A 17,624-nucleotide genomic window follows, 5' to 3' on the forward strand; every position below is an offset into this window, starting at 1 on the left:
TGGGGCCAGGGTCCTGTTTCAAGTCAGGCACAAGGTAAACTCTCTGATCGGCAAAACAGTTATTCGGTAAATCACTCGTGACAAGCATCTCCATCATTATTCCGACAGTCAATGAGGAACGAACGCTGGCCCGTACGTTCCGGCAGCTTCGGCAGTTGTACCCCATGCCAGACGAGCTGATTGTAGTCGATGGAGGCAGTACCGATCAGACGATTTCGATCATTCAACAGCAGATCCAGCAGCAAACAGCGCTGGCAGATTATCCACCTATCCGTCTGATACAAAGCCCGCTTGCCCGCCGGTCTTACCAAATGAATCTGGGTGTTCAGGTGGCTACCAGCGAGTACCTGTGTTTTCTGCATGCCGATACGTCCCTGCCCGACGATGCACTTCTGGTCATCCGCGAAACCCTGTCGCAATCCACCATAGCGGCCGGTGGCTTTATTTCCCTGATGCGCGGCCCCCTGCGAACCCGCTGGATTACTTCGTTTCATAACTTCATCAAAACCTACTACGCCCCGCTCTTTTTTCGGCCCTATCTATTCTTTTTCAAGGGTGCGCGATTGCTTTTTGGCGATCAGGTTATTTTTTGCAGACGGCAGCAGTTTCTCGATTGTGGAGGCTATTCCGACGATTTACCCATCATGGAAGAAGCCGATATGCTTCTTCGTATCGTTCAATTTGGACGAATCCGGCAAGTGAACCGTGTAGTCGAATCGTCGGACAGGCGATTGGTCAAATGGGGCTTCTGGCGGGCAAACGCCTTATTTCTGTACGTAGGTGTTTTGTGGGGTGTTGGCTACTCGGCCGAGAAACTGAAACAGTTGTACGAGGATATTCGATAGAAAAACAACTCTACATGAGCCCAATCGGGAAAATGAATAGAAAACACTAACTTTGAGTACCTTACAAATCGTAGAAAATATGAAGCTTATTCATCAGCCGAACCTAACGCCACAAGAACGTCAGGCCAACGTATCGAAGTTGATTGACCGCTGGAAGGAGCGCAAGAAGCTATCAGAAGAAGAAACGCAAGCCAGAGTCAGAACCCCTGAATACCAGGATATTCTAAAAAAATTACGCGAACGAAACGCGGCCAAAGGCATTACAATCCCGGAAAAGAATGAATTATGAATTTGATTTTATGGGTGGCTCAGAAAACAGCTACGTTTTTCAAACCATCAATAGAATCGTCTATGAAGTAAAGTTCATACCCACACCTTATCTGTTTGATGAAGCTAGCCCGTTTGCCTCCTATGTGTATGAATTTTCGATCCTTGTCGCCGATAACCCAACCGATTTAGAGCCAATCTTTGATGAGCGCACTTCATATACAGTGGCGGCAATTTTTACTGAGTTTTATGAGCAAAATGATGCGTTAATTACGATTTATATCTGCGATTCATCCGATGGTCGGCAACTGACCCGGCAACGAAAATTCAACTACTGGTTTTACTTTTTTGTCAAGGATGACTTCGTCAAATATGATGACATCATCCGTAACATTGACGGAGAAAAATACCCCGTAGCGCTAATCCTAAAAGAACAAAACCCCTACAAAGCGCAGATCATCGGAGAATTTATCGCCATAATAAGTGGGTATAACAGCGACAAATAAATTGCCGATACGTTATGTCAAAAATCCCCTTCTTTGATTCCGTTGGCTCACCGTTACTAATCCTTTTTTTCGTTCTCTTGCTGATTATGCAGTGGCGTCGTCCATTACGTCGGCTACATGTTAAACTCCTGCGCCGGTTAGTCCGAAACATTGGCTTTGCCTTACCGGCGTTTGTTACGTTTCGGCTGGTTTTATTGCCGATTCCGCTGCTGGCTGCCCATTGGGCGCATGACCATCAGGTGGGTTTACTGAACTGGTTGCTTCCCCATACGGGCATTAGGGGCTGGGTGGGCGGTATACTAGGGTTTCTGGCCTTCGATTATGCCTATTACTGGTGGCATTATGCCACGCACAAGGTGCCGCTGCTCTGGCGTTTTCACAATGTACACCATACCGATCTGGACATGGATGTTTCGACAGCCGTTCGATTCCATTTTGGCGAATTACTGTTGAGCGTGCTCTTTCGAGTCGCACTCGTTGGGGTGTTGGGTATTAGTTTTTGGTCGGCCATTGTATACGAAGTGTTTTTTGATACGGCGGCCCAGTTTCATCATGCCAATTGGCGATTGCCCGCCAGGGTGGAGCGTCTCCTGAATACACTTTTCGTAACTCCGCGCATGCACGGCATTCACCATTCCATTGTCCGTGATGAATTCAATTCAAATTGGGGAACGCTTTTTTCCGTCTGGGACCGACTTCACAAAACCCATCGGATGGACATTGCTCAGGAAGATGTTACGCTGGGCGTACCGGCCTATCGGGATGAAAACGAACTGAATCTGGGGCACTTATTTCGTATGCCATTTGGCAAACAGCGGGACTGGAAACTGCCCAACGGCACAGTACCCGTTAGGCAAACAAACATCAATACAGCCACCGAAGAATAGCCTTCGCCCAGGTTGGAATATTGCCTTTTAACTGCTCTAACAAGGCTGACTTACTGACGCGCGACGCCACCGGATACGGATATATTTTCTTCTGAATAGCTCCTGCCCCTAACCCGAACGTATTGGCTAGTATCAAATCCTGAATCATTTCGCCCGCCTGAGGTGCTACGATACTGCCGCCCAGGACTTTACGTTTCCCGAACAGCTTATTCCCCTTAGCCAGATAAAGCCATTGTTTGCCGTAGTCATAATTGTCGATAACGGCCCGGTCGTCTTCGGCAAAGTCATAGACAATCTTTTCATAAGCGATGCCCTTCTGGGTAAGTTGTACTTCCGAAAGGCCAAAGGTGGCCACTTCGGGGTCGGTGAAGGTTACCCAGGAGAAGTGGGTGTAGGAAACTTTCTGCTTGAAGGGCGACAGGAAGTTATTGATAAGAATAGGTGCCTGCATTTCGGGGGTGTGCGAAAAGTAAAGCTGGCCCGTTACGTCGCCGATAGCATAGACCCGAGAGTTGGTCGTTTGCAGGTAATCATTCAGCTTTAGCTTGCCGGATTCAGTCTCGATGCTGGCGGCTTCGGGTTGTAAGGCATCTACGTTGACCTGACGGCCAATGGCGACCAGCACCGCATCGAAGGCAAGTTGACTTTTTAGGCCAGCTGTATCTTCCAGGATGGCACTGGTAGCCGATTCAAACGCGATAAGCTTCGTTTGTAGCCTAACGTCGATACCCTCGCTGGTCAGTCGATCCAGTAACAGCGTAGACACCTCCGGCGACTCGTTATCCAGAATCTGCTCACCCGACTGAACGACAGTAACCTGCGACCCAAGCCGATGAAACGCCTGACCCAGTTCAATGGCAACCGGTCCTCCCCCAACGACCAGCAGCCGATTTGGCAAGGTATCCATCGAAAAAATTGTCTGATTATCATGCAAGACGACCTGTTCAACGCCCGGAACCTGAAGTTGAACAGGCTGCGAACCGGTGGCAATGACAATCCGCCTGGCCGTGAAGGTCTCACCAGCCGCTTCCACACGATCTTTTCCTGTAAAGCGGGCTGTACCGATCACTACGTCGACGCCCTGCTTGCGAAAGAAATCCGCATTTTCATGCTTTCGGATCAGCGCAATTCGCTCCTGAATGTACTGCTTAACGCGCTCGAAATCTAGTTTGCCGGTAGTTGTCAGCCCAAATTCCTGGGCCGTTTTCGCCTGATGGATCAGCCGGGAAACGTGAATGAGTGCCTTGCTGGGTACGCAGCCCGTATTCAGGCATTCGCCCCCAATGTTCTGGGCATCCTTTTCAATGAACAGCACTCTGAAACCCAGTTCGTGCATGGTCAGGCCAATGCTAAGACCACCCGAACCGGTACCAATGACTAGTAAATCATATCGTTTCATAGGTTTTTCAGGCAGTTGTGCCCCCACAACTTGATCCCGCTCCCGCCGTGCAACCGTAACAGTGCTTGTTAACAACCACGGCACGTTGGTTCAATACAGGCTCATCGAAATTCCGAACGTGCTGCACCGGGCTGGCGACTTTTAAATCCAGCATCTGGTTGAAGTCACAATCATAAATAAACCCGTCCCAGCTAATGGAAAGCGTGTTTCGGCACATTACGCCCGCAGCTGCTGTCGGGTTAAAGCTATTAACCAGCTTCTCCATGTAGTTATCATAATTGCCCGACGAAATCAGGTAATCGAGGTAGCGACTGATAGGAATATTGGTAATGGCGTAGAGATCGTTAAAAACAATGCCGAACTCATCCAGTAGCACCCGCTTGAACTGGCGTTTCAGGCTCTCCTGCGAACCGGGCAAAAAAGCCCCGTTGGGATTATACACCAGATTGAGCAACAGACCTGAATCAGGTTGCCCGTATCCAACAGCATTGAGCATCCGCAACGCCCGAATGGAACTATCAAAAACGCCTTTGCCCCGCTGCCGGTCGGTTTTGTCGGCATTATAAAAGGGCAGCGAGCTTACTACTTCGACCTGATGTTCTCGAAAAAACTCAGGCAAATCGTGGTATTTAGGATTGGCGACAATAATGGTCAGATTACAACGCACCATGACCTTTCGTCCCAGCTTACGGATTTCCTCGACGAACCAACGAAAATCCGGATTCATTTCGGGCGCACCACCGGTCAGATCGACCGTTGGGATAGTCGTTTTGGCCAGCGCATCGAGGCACTGCTGCATCGTTTCACGGGTCATAATTTCCTGACGGTCGGGGCCGGCATCGACGTGGCAATGTTTACAGACCTGATTACACATCTTCCCCACATTGACCTGAAAAACAGCCGGTTCGAGCGGTTGTAATGGAAACAGTCCGGCTTCTGCCAGTTTCTGATGAAACGGCGGCAGTTTTAACGTATCAGCAACTTCGCTCTGCAATGATTGCAACTGAACGGCAGAGTTGGCTAAGGGGTGTCCGCTGGCTTTAAGGGATTTCACGTAGTAAAGAGTGAAAGAGTGAAAGAGTGAAAGAGTGAAAGAGTGAATGAGCGAAAGAGCGAAAGAGTGAAATACGTATCTGCATATCACTCTTTCGCTCATTCACTCATTGATTACATGGATATTTCTTTGGCCTTGTTCATCATCTGAACGCCGTGGACCAGCGACGAACCACCCCGAATCGCAGCCGCTACGTGAACAGCCTCCATCATTTCAGCTTCCGAGCAGCCTTTTTCAAGCGTATCAGTCGTATAGGCATCTATGCAATACGGACATTGGACGGTATGCGCCACCGCCAGCGCAATCAGCGATTTCTCGCGAGCCGTCAATGCTCCTTCGGCAAATACAGAGCCGTAGTAGGCGAAAAACTTATCGGCCATTTCTTTCTGAAACTCTCCGATATTGCCAAATTTTTTAAGGTCTTCGGGATTGTAATAGGTTTGCATAGGATTTGGTTCGTCTTTATTAAGCATACATAGAACTCAGAAATACCTGGTTAGTTTTCGCTTAAAAAGCACGAATCCCAACCAGGTAGTAAGCTTGATTTTGTAAACATACAATTGCCGTAGTGATTGTGTCTTACCCTGAAATAGGTTGTCAGATTTTCACCCAAAATCGACAACCATGCAAGACCACATTCGCGACCTGCTGAGTCGCTTTCAGTACAGCGAACAACTCCGAGAGACCGCCGTTTTTCGAATCCTCTTTGGCGGTGAGGAAGTAAGCCAAGTGATGGATGATCTAGGAATTCACAGTGGATACACGATTCGTAGCTGGGTGCAACTCTATCGCCAGAAGATGAAGACGGGCCTGCTAACTTTACCCGCCATGAAGCAAGCCCAAAAGCGCGGCATGGCCGCCTTAAAACAGCGTAATGAGGAGTTGGAACAGACTTTACAGCAAGCCAATTTGCTGATCCTAGCGCTCAACACCATGATTGAGACCGCTGAAAAAGAATTAAACGTGCCAATCAGAAAAAAGTCTGGCACCAAACGGTCCTAAACCTTCGTGAAAACGAGATAGCAAAGGTGAGCGTCGGAAGCCTTTGTCGACTGTTTGGTGTGAGCCGACAAGCATTTCATGCTAGAAAACAACGTGCTCAGCGATCGGTGAGCCATGCGATGTTAGTACTGGACCTGGTGACGGCCCTCAGACGAGACGTGCCTGGGCTGGGCACTCGGAAATTACATCTTTTGTTGGCAGAACCATTAGCTAAAAGTGGCATCAAACTAGGTCGTGACAAGTTGCACAAGATTTTATACAATCATGCTATGGTTATCCGTCAGGGTCGACAGGTACCCCAGACAACTGATTCCAATCATCGCTTACAGAGATATCCTAATCTGCTTATTGATAGGGTTATAAACGCTCCCAAGCAGGTTTGGGTTAGTGATATAACTTACTTGTATATCGGGTTGGGCTTTGGCTACCTATCATTAATAACGGACGCTTATTCAAAGCTGATTGTGGGTTACTGTTTGCATCCATTCTTGACGGCGGAAGGCAGTCTTAAGGCCCTGGATATGGCTCTATCAACCAATTTGGAAAGGGAAGACGAACTGATCCATCATTCTGATCGAGGCAGCCAATACTGTAGTTTTGACTACGTTCGCAAGTTGAAAGGGGCCAATATTTTGATTAGCATGACTCAGCAAGGCGACCCTTATGAAAACGCCATTGCTGAACGGGTGAATGGAATTCTAAAGACGGATTTCCGGCTGAACCGAGTGTTCGTTACTTTTGAGGAGGCTGAGAAGGCGGTTGAAAAAAGTATCTACAATTATAACCATCTTCGGCCCCACATGAGTTGTGGATACATGACTCCAGTGATGGCTCATAAGAGCGAGCAACCGCTCAAAAAGCACTGGAAGCCAAAGGTGTATAAACGGTCCAAGGTTGTCCGGGACCAAGGCCAATTTGGGTAAGTCCATCCGATTTATCTACTTTGACAACGCTATATCAGTATTAAGGTTAACCCATACTTTTTGACTCAAAAACTGACAACTTATTTTCAGGATCAGACAACGGTCAACACTTTTCCGGACGGGACATAGCCCTTTTCGTCCATTAAAAGGCAACTAAATTTTATTTATTAAACTTGTAATCCATTGTTAACCAATGATTTGCCTTTATTTCAAATGTCACCAAAAATCGTTCACGAAAACCTCCCTTTAATTTAAAGCTTAAGTTTCAGAGCTGCAAGCGCCGAAGTACCTCTATTATCTGAATCATCTGATCAGGTTTCCAGAGGTCACTTCGACTAAAGCGGGCATACGCCTGTTGATAGGGTATGTTGGCCTGCTTGAGGACTAAGCCAATATTTTTTGTCTGCTGAAGGCGCTGGGATAGCTCCAACTGAGCCTGTTGAAAGTCGAGCACAATTTGCTTATCGTCCGCGCTTCCCAGCGCGTTGATAACGTTCGTTAAATCCTCTGAAGTAAGTGGTCGATGTCCAAGTTTCTTTAAATAGATCGTTGCTGGAGAGCCCGAAAGTAGCTCATCAGGAGCCTGGGTGACTAGCTCACTGGCTTTGTGCAGGACGGTACTATAGTTCTTGGCAGCATCAATAATCTGCTCTTCAGCGGCTCCAAATGGCATATAATGTACTATTGGTGGGGCCAATATTACAAAATTTACAAAACATGCCTCCATTTTTCATGATCAGGGGTTGAATAAAACTTAACCAATAGGGCTAATAAGCACATACTAGCCTCCTCTGCTTTGGAGAGGGGACGAAATCCGGAAAGATCTTCTAGGTATATGAGCCGCCAGATTTCTTCCAAACTGGCCACTAGCGTAGAAGTATCCAGCGGTATAACCGGATTTGCCTGATTACGGTCCCAGATACAACGGTTTATCCCGAGACGCGCGCATCGTGATTCATGATAAAGTTGCCACCATGATTTAACAATGACCCGTAAGTGTATGATTGGCCGGCACGCAAATACCGGAGGGATGTTATGGAAGGCCCAGCGCTTGGCTAGTTCGGTCTCAACGGACCAGAACAGGGATTCTATCTGGTCAGTAGTTGGCGAATTTTCCGTCATCCGTGAAGATGAATTAAGCACACAGCACGAAAGATAGATTACGGATTGAAAGATATATAGATTTCGTGGGGAGAAGAAACCCGTCTTTTCTCATACCGTATTTCGATAGCGTAAGTCATAGTGGGCTGGATTAAGGAAATAGAGATGCCTGAACCAGTTCATCAGAATGAACTGGTTCAGGCGTTTGCGCAAGCTCAAACACGCCACGTTGCTCGTAGAGGTTAAATTGAATTAGATCGCTCACCCCGGCAGAAAAGCCGCCACTGGAATAGGCGGTGTGCAGATAAGCTACCAATGGACGGCAACGGGGAAACTTCCGATTGGCTCTATATACAGTCGTTTCCAAGTACTTTTTGAAGGCTTCCGGGTCCTCAACCATTAGGCACTCCAGCGATTTAAGCAGCTTGCTGAGATAGTCTTGCAGCCGATTCTTCGCATTATAGGAATTGGTGATTTTAGCGAAATACATAACTATAAAGAGTTAGTCGAGTGAGGAATTAAGTTGCCAAGAGGAAGGAATAAAGCCTTCTCGCTGAATGCCGCGCAGTAAGCCCTGATACTTTTTACGACCTCCTTCAACGCATCCCCGACAGGCCGATGCTTCAAAGTAGAATACTCCATAAGGAGCTTGTTTTGTTACCCCGATGATGACAAAGCATTTGGCATTCGGTGTTCCATCCAGATAGTAAGCCGCCTGACGATCATAGTTGTAATTCTCACAGCTTTTCAGAAACTCACTATAAGTTTTACAACTGGTCGTCTTGATATCAACGATCAACTCATCTTCTGCTAACCATATATCAGTCTGGGCCTTGCAGGGAAGTTCGGTCTGTTTATCCACCCAAAGCTGTACCTGCTCGACCTGAGACCTTTCAAGCACAGATCGTAAAAACTTGTTCTGCAAGGCTGCTTCCCGCATAGCCTTGAGTTGATTATCCATTTTGGGCGTTACGTCGGAAGGAGTCTGAGATTGTAGTAAAAGAGAATGGTATAGCGTTCCAAATACCTGAGCCGCACCGGATGGCTTAACGACCTTATTACTGAACAGTTGGTTACGAAACTCACCTAAATCCGAGTTGGCATACCGGGGCATTGTACGGTAATTCATAATTGGAAAGGGGAATAAATGTTGGAGAAGAAACTATCTAACCGTGGTAAACTTATTCAGGCGAGTAATTGAGTTACTCGGTTAGAAGGACAACACAACCAGAAAAGGCTCGGTATGGATCGAACCCAGCCAAGTAAGGTGCTTAATCGCTTCGTCAACCGTCGTTACAGGCTCCACTGTACCGCCCTCGTCGTCAGTACCCGTCAGTAGGGCAACGCCATGAATCGGGTTGGACCCGTTAAAGGAAAATGCGGCTGACTGTGGCTCTAAATCCAGTGCCTCATCATCAACCGTTAAGGAATCGCCATTATCCTGGCGCGCGCAGACATCAATTAGACGGCAATTCAGGAGCCGGTACAGATCGCCAAGTAGCCCGGTGCTTTCCACAGCCTCAACGGTCTGTGTTTGTGGATCAATTTTAATAAGTCTCATTATTCTTATGTTTGATAGTACACCAAAGATATGGAATTTACATTAAAAAAGATAATATTATATGTAATAACGTAAAAAAGATATTTGAATTATTATGATCATTTCTTTTCGAGAGCCCCATGTACCTTTGCTATCTGGGAATTTTGAGACTTTCAGTCTAATATTCTTATGTTTGAATAACACCGTAGAAGCCAGCTGGACTCCGGCTGGCTTCTCTCATTGTGTTAGCGGAAATAACTATCTAAGTTAGTGAATCGGCCGAATCGACTTAATTAGCTAGTGTGATGTAATTAGGGATCGCTCATCTAGTTGTCGTTACTTCATCAAGTTAACTCGGTAGCCAGTTCTTGCCCTGACAGGCTTTTATGTTGAATGTAGACCAAAGCCGTTCATCTTTGAAACGCAGGTGCAGCGTGCCTTTTTTGAAGCATCGAAACCGAAAGAACTGGCTGTCATGTTCGTCGGTATCGCCAATTTTCACCTTGCCAATAAGCCGTTCGAGCGATTCTATTTTATCATAATCCGTACCCGTTAGATAACACATTACTTTCTCGATGTCGGCAAACTCCCGGTACCGGTGGTAATTTGTGCTGTAGAATGTAGACCAACGTATATCCCCCAGATAGCCCGGTAGAATCACCTTCTTATTGACCTTCCAGGACTCGTTAGTTTTCCAGCCTTCAACATGGCAGCGGTTCTCCTTATGGTACTGGGTGAATTTGTCGAATACATCCACAATCGCCCGTTGCATGATGCCTTCCCGATTGGACAGAATTTGAAAGATGACTTGTATCAGGTTTTCGCGCGTCAGATCCATTGCCCCCTGCGCCTTTTTATATTTTTCAAAGTCGGTCATTACGCCATTGGTCAGGTATTTACTCATATTGAGTTTACCCAAAATATTAGACCAGGCATCGGCTTTAAATCGTGTCAGAAATTGATTGTAAGCGATCTTTGGATTTGGATCTAGTGTTTCCTCTACCAGCTTAATTATGCCAACGTGAGGATTCAGCAGGCCCCCAGAATAGAACTCTATTTCCTTCCTTGCTTTGACATAATTCACGTAGGCCGTTTTTGCTTTTTCGTACTGGCGAAGCATGGCCCCGGTTAGATCGGACATGGCCAGCTCACTAGTTACGGTTTCCTCGCTGAAATCCGCGTGCTGCTCGTCGGTGGCCCCATCGAATGAAAAATCAAACCGGGGGCTGCTTTCATCTTTATGCAGCCGAACCATAACCACGTCAACCATGGTACGCCGGGCGGCCTGGCTAAAAGCCTGTCCTACTTCCTCTACCGTGCCATGATCCTCGACGATTCGGGCCAACTGCTGACGTTTGGCCGTACACGGATTACGAAGCGTTTCCCGGTTGAGCAAACAGGTTATATCTCCCTCAATCAGAATGTCCCATGCCTTTAATAAATGTTCATCCCCATTGCTAAAGGGTGGATTCATCAAGATCAGGTCGAACAGGTAATCACCTGAATAGGTTAGAAAATCATTATGAATGACTTTGTAATCCTTTCCCTGCAACGTGTATGTCAGTTCGGGGTCTTTCTCAATAGCGTACAAATTGTTTTTCTGTCCACTTCGGCCACGGCTTATATAATCAAGAATGGCACCTCCACCCGCTTGAGGGTCCAAAATCTGGGCTTTTGATAACCGGTTATAATAGGGGCTAATCATTCGGCTAATCAAAAAGTCCGGTGTTGGGTAGTAGTCGGGATTCATAGGAAAAGGGTTCTGGCTTATCCCTGACTTACCCCATTAGTCAGGGGTGAGTTAGGGGTAAGTAGCTGTTAGTCGTCAGATAAAAGAAAGGTTGCTCTTGCACCCACAAAGCCATTTTTAAGGTAGTCGGGTAAACTATCCACGAGGTTTCTGTACGCTTCAGAACCCATACGGTTTAGTATATACGTCTCGTGTATAATCCCGACCGCGTGTACTTTCTCCGTTAGTTTAATGTGCATGGCTGCGGCTTCTGGACCGCTTAAACGTTGAGGCTTAAGACCGCCTGTTAATCGGTGCTGAATCAAATCAGCGAATGGGTTACCCTGCTGGGTATAAATGGGGCCGTACTTTCCGCATGTTGCCCACCGGCTCAATAAGCTCTCAATTACTTCGGGATTTGCAATGCGGATGCCGTCAATAGCTAGCACGGCACGAGCCGAAAACAGAACAGCAAAATAGGCTTGGGGAAAAGACCAGCTAAGGGACGCATTCAAAAAATCGCGGTCGGAACAGACTGGTTTAATGCGTAGGGCTAATTCTGCGCTCCAAGCGTTCAGAAGTAATTTACCAACGCTGGTTTGCTCCGGGCATTTACTACTGGTAGCTTCGGGCATTTGCTGTCCAGCTTCGAGCATTTTAATTATTTCAGACATAAAAGTGAGGTTTGGCCGGTCGCTGGCTATCACCTCAGCAACCGGAACCAGTTTATTGATTAAGCTTCCCCGTTGCCGATCTGATAGACTTCTTCGACCGCTCCGCGTACTTCGCTATAGGTTACGCCTTCGGGCAATTCTTCAAGGGCTTCACCTTGCAGAAGCGGGTTGTAGAAATTGAATGAAGTTTTGACATTGGCAATGTCTGTAAGGGTCTCCTGCCGGAAAATCTTCACCTCCTCAGAAAACAGCTTTAATCCGGCTGACCGCTGTATATCAGCCATTTTATAACTGAACGTAGCAATGTAATACGTGCCTTTTGGCTGGCTCTTGGTATACTCTTTCTTCTCGGCTACGGCGGTAATAACCACATCAGCCAACGTCAGATCATCGTAGTATAGGGGTTCGATCAAACGAAAAATGTTATCGACGCTGTATCCATGAAACAGAACTGAGGAAACACAATCTTTCTCATCAATAAAGAAGATTTCAGCCCAGTTTTTTGTACCCATATTCAGGATATTATCATTGAATATGCGCCACGCGATTGGCTGAAAGGTCAGCGTCCGACCTAGCTTTTCCGTACCATTGATATTAAAAACGCCCTCTTTGGCATCAAACCGATACTGGCGCGGATGTCCTTCTAAATACTTGTATTTGTTAATTACTTCCCCGGTTGCCTCCCGAATGGTCTGGTAAGGTTTTAGCGTTGGTTGGCCTGAATTGGTGGTTTCCTCGGCTGAGGGTTTGGCGGTCGTTGATTGCTTTGCCATAGTGGTAAATGAAAAGTATCTGAAAAGTAAAAAGTGAAGTAATGGCCGGATTTAAACTGCTCCGGCCTACGGTTATTCATTAAGCAGTCACCAGACGATCAACCCGAAACGAGCGGATGCCCCCCGCTTCAAGGTCGAAATAGCGAATGACTAAAGGCTTATCAGTGGCCGGGGCTGGCCGCTCCCCGATAGCTACGCGCCGGGTGCGATCATCTTTGATATAGCTAAATTGGGTGGGGCCGGTTTGCATCTGACTCAGGAGCCGGACAGTAGCCCACGCTTGGGACTGCGCAGTTTTAAAGGGTAGTCGAGCGGCCCGTACTAGCTGCCACGCTAAGGTGGTGGCTTGCTGGCGAATCGTTAAGGTTACAGGAGAAGAAAGCGAGTTCATGGAATTGAGATGTAAAAGGGAATAGAGGAAACCCAGACTTAGCCCGCTGGGTCGTCGGGCTAAGGGGTTAGTAGTAGTTTTCCAAAACCTGTTCTACCATTTCCTGTTGCATCTGTTCGGTAAGGGCTGAGAGCGGAATGTCAACGCCATTAAGCCGAACTTTCACGATTTCAACCTCTGGCCCATCTCCGGGATAATCGCGGGTTGGCGGTTCGCCGGGGGTGTATTTGAAATCAAAGTCGAAGGGTACTTCTTTTTCCAGTATCATACTCTTTAAGTGCTTGAATAACAGTATAAAGATAGCTGCATTTTACATAAAAACAAAGAAAAATATTATTTTTTATGTAAGATAATAGGCAAAAAAAAGGGCCGGTTAAAGCCCTGTTTTCTTTTTCTTGCACGGGTAAATCAATAGTAAATACTGTTCTTTTTTCCCCTTTCCAACCCTTTTAGCTACTCGCTTAATTGGTCCTTCCGCTCCAGGAATTCACCATATTCGAGGGCGAAGAGCCGACAATTGGACGCGTATTTCTGTCGAAGTCTGCTGAGTTGCGCACTTATTTGAAACAGGTTTTTAACGACTAGTGGCTTCTGATCATTAAGGGCATTGACCCGAACTTGTTCATCTTCTTGGGTAATAAAGAACTCGTTGCCAATGCTATCAATCAGGTAAACCACATACGTAATTTCCATCTCACTACCGTACTTCACCTCACGCATTTTATCGGTACCTGTTGGGTCATAATTGGGCTGTGTCATGACTTCCCTTAATATGTTTTAAGTTATTCCCTCAACGCATGAAAGGAGGTTAAGAGGTTGCTTTTTTGGAACACCTTGGACAAACAGGACAAAAGTGTGGACGAACGGGACAAAAGTGTGGACGAACAGGGTTTACCTTTTTCGTCCTGGATCGTTATACTACAAGAAGAAATTATTCAAATGTGAGTGAATCCAATATGCCTAATTCGCAACCTGAAGTAGAGATCTATCGGAATGGGGAATCGATCATGACGGCTGGCGGGACAATAGATCCGGCGGCTATTGACCTGCTGAAGCGTACCATCTATGGGACAAAGGGCGTTCGCTACCAGCACACCAATCAGCAAACCAAAATCCACGATTTAGCCAAACCCCTGTTTTTTCATTTACGGCGGGCTGGTCAGTTGATTGGAACGTACTGCCTGGATGAACGTATCCTTGATCTGGGATCGGTTCAGACGAGTGGTTTTTATGGCCGCTACCTGGCCGTTGACGAGGCTCATTCCGGAAAGGGATATGGTCAGCTACTGAAACAACAGGCCGTTGCCTATGTCGAGCAGCATACCCCCTCCCCTTTCCTATTTTATTCCTTTATCGAGGGCAAAAATGTTCGCTCTATTGCCATCTCCCAAAAAGAAGGATTTCAATCGGTGGCCACACTGAAAACGTATTTTTTTCGGCGCTACTCCCCTGTTCAGGACAAGCGATTTAGCCCCGCAACAGCCGATGATTTGCAGCAGCTTCAGCCGCTTCTGAGGCAGTTTTACCAATCCTACCGGTTCAAGACCTTTGCCCAGATCGGCTACCAGCATCAATATTTTGTGCTCAAGGAGCAAGGACAGATCGTGGCCGGCGTTCAGGCCAATCCCGTTGCCTGGCGTTTCTACCAGATGCCCGGCGTCATGGGTTGGTTATTGATGAATTTGGTGCCCCTCATTTCTGCTTCCCGGCGCTTTTTCAATCCGGCTCGCAATGAGTTTGCGGTACTGGAGGGAATCTATTTTCAGAAAGATCGGCCCGAACTCCTGCCCGTTTTGTTAGAAAGTGTCTTGGCTCATTATGGCCTTCATTCAGCCATGTGTGAGATCGATCAACTAGATCCACTGGTGGGGCTGTTATTGCATCCGTCTATGGGCCGGTTAAGCGGTTTTGAAAAGGATGTCAAAACGCATGTTTTAGTCAAAGCAGTTGGTCTTTCCGAGCCAGTAATTGAGTCGAAAGCCCCCGTTTATGTTTCCTGCTTTGATTATGCCTAAATCCAGTTTGCTAGATGAGAAATGAAGAAATTGGCCTCCAGGACTTATTGGAAAGCTCCCGACAAAAGCTGACCAAACCCTTTGCCCGAACCCAGCGAACGTTGCTGGTGATGCTCAACGCCAGCTATATACTACTGACGCCCATTTTTCTGGTTATGGAAAAACTGGCCAATGGGCATTTTGTCCCTGATCCCATTTTAGGCTACGTCTATGCGGGGGTTGGCCTAGCGAACCTGGCCTCTTTCATTTATAACGGCCTACTACTGCTGGGAAAACAATCGATTGTTGTTTTTAATCGAAGACTATCACTATCCAATGACAAACAGTTGGATATCGTCCTTCGCTGGGCTAGCCTGATCTCCATCATGATCATGAGCATCTGTCATATGCTGGGGGTAGGTAATCCCAGTAGTGATGCGATTTTAACCGACTTTGCCCTGGCTCATTCGCTCATCGTCCTATCGGCCATGCTGCTGGGGCGTCAGGCCTCCATCGTTTGGTTTGTACTTGTGCTGGGTATCCTGGTTTACGTTTCGTTTTTTCAGAATAGCTATTCCTACCGGTTTAACTATTTGACGCCAACTGAATCGGCCCGGTATGAGACAGCCCTTACCCAACATAAACCCTGGGCTTTAGCCCGTCAGCAGGAATTAAAAGCGCACTCCCTGAATCCGCCGACCATTTCGCGCTATTTCAATACCTGGGTTGTCTTTATTCTGATTGCCTTTTTTACGGCCTATTTCTTTATGAGTATCACCCTGGACGTGTTTAATGTCATACCGACCGTGACGGAAGACATTAAGGAAGCGATCAATACCTCAAAAAGGCAGGAACTTGCCTTGGAACGGGAACGCAGCCAGGCCGAAGAACAAAAACTTCAACAACGGGAACAAACACTTCAGGCAGAGTTAAGAGCCTTGAAATCCCAGATTAACCCCCATTTTCTCTACAATACCCTGTATCATTTTTACATCAAAAGTTCGCAAGCGTTGCCCGAATTAGGGGAGGCCATTTTAAAGCTTTCCGCCATCATGCGCTATAGCATGCAGGATGATTTGAACCTGGTCAATCTGGATGGCGAAATAACCTATATGAACCATTTTATTGCCCTTCACCAGGAACGCTATAAAGCGAAGCTATTCATCGACTTTACCGTCAAGGGAATGACATCCGAAAAAATGATTCCTTCCTTTATTTTCATTAACCTGGTCGAGAATGCGTTCAAACATGGGAAAATGAATGAGGCTGAACATCCCCTCATTATTCGAATCGAGACGACCGAAACCAGTATCAGTTTTTACTCCAGCAATCGGAAGAACCAAAAGAACCGGCCCGAGTCCAACAAGATTGGCCTGGCTAACCTTACCAGACGACTGGATTTAACGTATGAGGGTCGATATTCCTATACCGTTGACCAGGATGAGAACCAGTATAGTTGCCACTTAATTATTCAAACATAATAACCTATCACACCTTTTTATGGCTATTACCTGTATTGTCGTCGATGACGAAGAAATGGCAATCGAGCACCTGCTCGGCTATATCGCTAAGGTGCCTTTTCTAAGCCTTGAGGGTTCATTTACCGATCCAACAGAGGCACTTACGTTTCTGGAAAATCATCCGGTTGAGCTGGTTTTTATGGACATAGAAATGCCCAATTTTGCCATCGATGGCCTGGAGTTTATTAAGATAACGGGCAACAAACAGAATTACATTTTAACGACCGCTTATCCTAAATATGCCCTACCCAGCTACGATTATGATGTGGTCGATTTCCTGTGTAAGCCTTTCCCTTTTGAGCGTTTTTTAAAAGCCGTTAACAAGGTTCGTGCCTTGACTGAAACGGCATCCGAAGAGCCTGATTCGGATGACCATGGCTTTGTGCGGATTGACGGTAAACATCAACGAATCGACTTTACGGAAATACTTTGGATCGAGAGTGAGCGAAACTATGTGTCCATTTACACGCTTAACGATCGCATTAATTTACACATTCCCATTAGCGAAATAGAAGAGGTCCTGCCCCCCAAACTGTTTGTACGGGTTCACAAATCGTACATCGTGGCCAAGAAGCGGATTGATCTGATTGAGAAAGAGCAGCTGGGCATTAAGAAAGATAGTCAAACCAGGCTCATTCCCATTGGCGAGGCTTATCGGAAAGCCCTGATGCAGGCTATTTTCCCAATTAAGAAAAAATAAACCCGCCTGATCAGGAGCGGGTCAACGAATAATCGGTGGCGGTAGGTTTATGACTGCGGCTTCTGAAGCAGTTGCCGACGGTCATTAAATTCAGTACGTTCTACGGCATAAACCCGGCAGACCGGTGGATACTTGGGGCGCAACTGATCCATTTTTTTTAAAGCCAGTTTGATAGCCTTAAATTCCTGTGGTTCTTGCGGATCATTGGAAGCCAAGCTGATTAATTTGCCATCCGGTGCCAGGTAAAACTCTTTGCCTCCGCCATCTTCAATATTGATAACATACGTCATATGATTGGTGACCGCCTACTTTCCTGACC

Annotated in this window: 23 protein-coding genes; 9 read left to right on the plus strand and 14 right to left on the minus strand. The window is 46.8% G+C overall.

Annotated features, from left to right (window positions below; translation table 11 throughout):
- The first annotated feature begins 77 nt into the window (after nucleotides 1–77).
- The 4 genes from ACYVAM_RS27260 (at nucleotide 78) to ACYVAM_RS27275 (ending at nucleotide 2,505) form a co-directional block, all read left to right on the plus strand.
- Complete coding sequence (locus tag ACYVAM_RS27260; RefSeq protein WP_100991990.1) at nucleotides 78–845, plus strand: TIGR04283 family arsenosugar biosynthesis glycosyltransferase; 768 nt, start codon at nucleotides 78–80, stop codon at nucleotides 843–845.
- A gap of 79 nt (nucleotides 846–924) precedes the next feature.
- Complete coding sequence (locus tag ACYVAM_RS27265) at nucleotides 925–1,134, plus strand: hypothetical protein (protein ID WP_100991991.1); 210 nt, start codon at nucleotides 925–927, stop codon at nucleotides 1,132–1,134.
- Entirely contained in the window at nucleotides 1,124–1,618 is a 495-nt protein-coding gene (locus tag ACYVAM_RS27270) for a DUF6169 family protein (protein WP_100991992.1), read from the plus strand. Before ACYVAM_RS27265 ends, ACYVAM_RS27270 begins: the two co-directional genes overlap by 11 nt.
- A gap of 14 nt (nucleotides 1,619–1,632) precedes the next feature.
- The gene (locus ACYVAM_RS27275) at nucleotides 1,633–2,505 is read left to right on the plus strand and encodes a sterol desaturase family protein (RefSeq protein WP_461073027.1); all 873 of its coding nucleotides are present in this window, start codon (nucleotides 1,633–1,635) and stop codon (nucleotides 2,503–2,505) included.
- Here the strand turns inward: ACYVAM_RS27275 and ACYVAM_RS27280 are convergent.
- The 3 genes from ACYVAM_RS27280 to ACYVAM_RS27290 form a co-directional block, all read right to left on the minus strand.
- On the minus strand, nucleotides 2,483–3,904 hold the full coding sequence (locus ACYVAM_RS27280) for a dihydrolipoyl dehydrogenase family protein (protein WP_100991994.1): 1,422 nt from the start codon (nucleotides 3,902–3,904) through the stop codon (nucleotides 2,483–2,485). The genes ACYVAM_RS27275 and ACYVAM_RS27280 overlap by 23 nt on opposite strands.
- A 7-nt stretch (nucleotides 3,905–3,911) precedes the next feature.
- Nucleotides 3,912–4,958 carry an arsenosugar biosynthesis radical SAM (seleno)protein ArsS gene (gene arsS, locus ACYVAM_RS27285; RefSeq protein WP_100991995.1) on the minus strand — a complete coding sequence of 349 codons (1,047 nt, stop codon included), beginning with the start codon at nucleotides 4,956–4,958 and terminating at the stop codon, nucleotides 3,912–3,914.
- Between the two features lie 113 nt (nucleotides 4,959–5,071).
- Nucleotides 5,072–5,404 carry an arsenosugar biosynthesis-associated peroxidase-like protein gene (locus tag ACYVAM_RS27290; protein ID WP_100994095.1) on the minus strand — a complete coding sequence of 111 codons (333 nt, stop codon included), beginning with the start codon at nucleotides 5,402–5,404 and terminating at the stop codon, nucleotides 5,072–5,074.
- Between the two features lie 178 nt (nucleotides 5,405–5,582).
- On the opposite strand from ACYVAM_RS27290, the gene ACYVAM_RS27295 reads away from it, so the two are divergent.
- Nucleotides 5,583–5,960, plus strand: a complete 378-nt coding sequence (locus tag ACYVAM_RS27295; protein WP_461073030.1) for a transposase — start codon at nucleotides 5,583–5,585, stop codon at nucleotides 5,958–5,960.
- Nucleotides 5,915–6,883 (plus strand): IS3 family transposase, encoded by a 969-nt coding sequence (locus tag ACYVAM_RS27300; protein ID WP_461073263.1) that lies wholly within the window; start codon nucleotides 5,915–5,917, stop codon nucleotides 6,881–6,883. The genes ACYVAM_RS27295 and ACYVAM_RS27300 overlap by 46 nt, the downstream gene beginning before the upstream one ends.
- A gap of 265 nt (nucleotides 6,884–7,148) precedes the next feature.
- On the opposite strand, the gene ACYVAM_RS27305 is transcribed toward ACYVAM_RS27300, so the two are convergent.
- The 10 genes from ACYVAM_RS27305 to ACYVAM_RS27350 all read right to left on the minus strand — a co-directional run bounded on the left by ACYVAM_RS27305 (nucleotide 7,149) and on the right by ACYVAM_RS27350 (nucleotide 13,850).
- Complete coding sequence (locus ACYVAM_RS27305) at nucleotides 7,149–7,556, minus strand: hypothetical protein (RefSeq protein WP_461073032.1); 408 nt, start codon at nucleotides 7,554–7,556, stop codon at nucleotides 7,149–7,151.
- Between the two features lie 579 nt (nucleotides 7,557–8,135).
- Complete coding sequence (locus ACYVAM_RS27310) at nucleotides 8,136–8,474, minus strand: hypothetical protein (protein ID WP_461073034.1); 339 nt, start codon at nucleotides 8,472–8,474, stop codon at nucleotides 8,136–8,138.
- A 12-nt stretch (nucleotides 8,475–8,486) separates the two neighbouring features.
- Nucleotides 8,487–9,113 carry a PD-(D/E)XK nuclease-like domain-containing protein gene (locus ACYVAM_RS27315; RefSeq protein WP_461073036.1) on the minus strand — a complete coding sequence of 209 codons (627 nt, stop codon included), beginning with the start codon at nucleotides 9,111–9,113 and terminating at the stop codon, nucleotides 8,487–8,489.
- Between the two features lie 81 nt (nucleotides 9,114–9,194).
- A complete protein-coding gene (locus ACYVAM_RS27320) occupies nucleotides 9,195–9,545 on the minus strand; it encodes a DUF3846 domain-containing protein (protein WP_461073038.1) in 351 nt (116 codons plus the stop codon).
- A 328-nt stretch (nucleotides 9,546–9,873) separates the two neighbouring features.
- The gene (locus tag ACYVAM_RS27325) at nucleotides 9,874–11,274 is read right to left on the minus strand and encodes a DUF4942 domain-containing protein (RefSeq protein ID WP_461073040.1); all 1,401 of its coding nucleotides are present in this window, start codon (nucleotides 11,272–11,274) and stop codon (nucleotides 9,874–9,876) included.
- Between the two features lie 68 nt (nucleotides 11,275–11,342).
- The gene (locus ACYVAM_RS27330) at nucleotides 11,343–11,927 is read right to left on the minus strand and encodes a hypothetical protein (protein ID WP_461073042.1); all 585 of its coding nucleotides are present in this window, start codon (nucleotides 11,925–11,927) and stop codon (nucleotides 11,343–11,345) included.
- 59 nt (nucleotides 11,928–11,986) lie between these two features.
- On the minus strand, nucleotides 11,987–12,700 hold the full coding sequence (locus ACYVAM_RS27335; protein WP_461073044.1) for a hypothetical protein: 714 nt from the start codon (nucleotides 12,698–12,700) through the stop codon (nucleotides 11,987–11,989).
- Between the two features lie 79 nt (nucleotides 12,701–12,779).
- Nucleotides 12,780–13,091 carry an SH3 beta-barrel fold-containing protein gene (locus tag ACYVAM_RS27340; protein ID WP_461073046.1) on the minus strand — a complete coding sequence of 104 codons (312 nt, stop codon included), beginning with the start codon at nucleotides 13,089–13,091 and terminating at the stop codon, nucleotides 12,780–12,782.
- A gap of 67 nt (nucleotides 13,092–13,158) precedes the next feature.
- Nucleotides 13,159–13,359, minus strand: a complete 201-nt coding sequence (locus ACYVAM_RS27345) for a hypothetical protein (protein ID WP_461073048.1) — start codon at nucleotides 13,357–13,359, stop codon at nucleotides 13,159–13,161.
- Between the two features lie 185 nt (nucleotides 13,360–13,544).
- Complete coding sequence (locus ACYVAM_RS27350; RefSeq protein ID WP_461073050.1) at nucleotides 13,545–13,850, minus strand: hypothetical protein; 306 nt, start codon at nucleotides 13,848–13,850, stop codon at nucleotides 13,545–13,547.
- A 197-nt stretch (nucleotides 13,851–14,047) separates the two neighbouring features.
- On the opposite strand from ACYVAM_RS27350, the gene ACYVAM_RS27355 reads away from it, so the two are divergent.
- From ACYVAM_RS27355 to ACYVAM_RS27365, 3 genes are read left to right on the plus strand one after another with little or no spacing between them, the layout of a single operon-like run.
- Entirely contained in the window at nucleotides 14,048–15,106 is a 1,059-nt protein-coding gene (locus ACYVAM_RS27355; protein ID WP_461073052.1) for a GNAT family N-acetyltransferase, read from the plus strand.
- Between the two features lie 14 nt (nucleotides 15,107–15,120).
- Nucleotides 15,121–16,566, plus strand: coding sequence for a sensor histidine kinase (locus ACYVAM_RS27360; RefSeq protein ID WP_461073054.1), 1,446 nt, complete (start codon nucleotides 15,121–15,123; stop codon nucleotides 16,564–16,566).
- 19 nt (nucleotides 16,567–16,585) lie between these two features.
- A complete protein-coding gene (locus ACYVAM_RS27365; protein WP_461073056.1) occupies nucleotides 16,586–17,305 on the plus strand; it encodes a LytR/AlgR family response regulator transcription factor in 720 nt (239 codons plus the stop codon).
- 47 nt (nucleotides 17,306–17,352) lie between these two features.
- Here the strand turns inward: ACYVAM_RS27365 and ACYVAM_RS27370 are convergent, their stop codons facing one another.
- A complete protein-coding gene (locus ACYVAM_RS27370; RefSeq protein ID WP_461073058.1) occupies nucleotides 17,353–17,595 on the minus strand; it encodes a hypothetical protein in 243 nt (80 codons plus the stop codon).
- Between the last annotated feature and the right edge of the window lie 29 nt (nucleotides 17,596–17,624).

The sequence above is a fragment of the Spirosoma horti genome (genome assembly GCF_054776595.1).

Coding starts and splice junctions, on each gene's coding strand:
- ACYVAM_RS27265 (WP_100991991.1), top strand. CDS start 925: ATGAAGCTTATTCATCAGCCGAACCTAACGCCACAAGAACGTCAGGCC.
- ACYVAM_RS27270 (WP_100991992.1), top strand. CDS start 1,124: ATGAATTATGAATTTGATTTTATGGGTGGCTCAGAAAACAGCTACGTT.
- ACYVAM_RS27275 (WP_461073027.1), top strand. CDS start 1,633: ATGTCAAAAATCCCCTTCTTTGATTCCGTTGGCTCACCGTTACTAATC.
- ACYVAM_RS27280 (WP_100991994.1), bottom strand. CDS start 3,904: ATGAAACGATATGATTTACTAGTCATTGGTACCGGTTCGGGTGGTCTT.
- ACYVAM_RS27290 (WP_100994095.1), bottom strand. CDS start 5,404: ATGCAAACCTATTACAATCCCGAAGACCTTAAAAAATTTGGCAATATC.
- ACYVAM_RS27295 (WP_461073030.1), top strand. CDS start 5,583: ATGCAAGACCACATTCGCGACCTGCTGAGTCGCTTTCAGTACAGCGAA.
- ACYVAM_RS27305 (WP_461073032.1), bottom strand. CDS start 7,556: ATGCCATTTGGAGCCGCTGAAGAGCAGATTATTGATGCTGCCAAGAAC.
- ACYVAM_RS27310 (WP_461073034.1), bottom strand. CDS start 8,474: ATGTATTTCGCTAAAATCACCAATTCCTATAATGCGAAGAATCGGCTG.
- ACYVAM_RS27315 (WP_461073036.1), bottom strand. CDS start 9,113: ATGAATTACCGTACAATGCCCCGGTATGCCAACTCGGATTTAGGTGAG.
- ACYVAM_RS27320 (WP_461073038.1), bottom strand. CDS start 9,545: ATGAGACTTATTAAAATTGATCCACAAACACAGACCGTTGAGGCTGTG.
- ACYVAM_RS27325 (WP_461073040.1), bottom strand. CDS start 11,274: ATGAATCCCGACTACTACCCAACACCGGACTTTTTGATTAGCCGAATG.
- ACYVAM_RS27330 (WP_461073042.1), bottom strand. CDS start 11,927: ATGTCTGAAATAATTAAAATGCTCGAAGCTGGACAGCAAATGCCCGAA.
- ACYVAM_RS27335 (WP_461073044.1), bottom strand. CDS start 12,700: ATGGCAAAGCAATCAACGACCGCCAAACCCTCAGCCGAGGAAACCACC.
- ACYVAM_RS27340 (WP_461073046.1), bottom strand. CDS start 13,091: ATGAACTCGCTTTCTTCTCCTGTAACCTTAACGATTCGCCAGCAAGCC.
- ACYVAM_RS27345 (WP_461073048.1), bottom strand. CDS start 13,359: ATGATACTGGAAAAAGAAGTACCCTTCGACTTTGATTTCAAATACACC.
- ACYVAM_RS27350 (WP_461073050.1), bottom strand. CDS start 13,850: ATGACACAGCCCAATTATGACCCAACAGGTACCGATAAAATGCGTGAG.
- ACYVAM_RS27355 (WP_461073052.1), top strand. CDS start 14,048: ATGCCTAATTCGCAACCTGAAGTAGAGATCTATCGGAATGGGGAATCG.
- ACYVAM_RS27360 (WP_461073054.1), top strand. CDS start 15,121: ATGAGAAATGAAGAAATTGGCCTCCAGGACTTATTGGAAAGCTCCCGA.
- ACYVAM_RS27365 (WP_461073056.1), top strand. CDS start 16,586: ATGGCTATTACCTGTATTGTCGTCGATGACGAAGAAATGGCAATCGAG.
- ACYVAM_RS27370 (WP_461073058.1), bottom strand. CDS start 17,595: ATGACGTATGTTATCAATATTGAAGATGGCGGAGGCAAAGAGTTTTAC.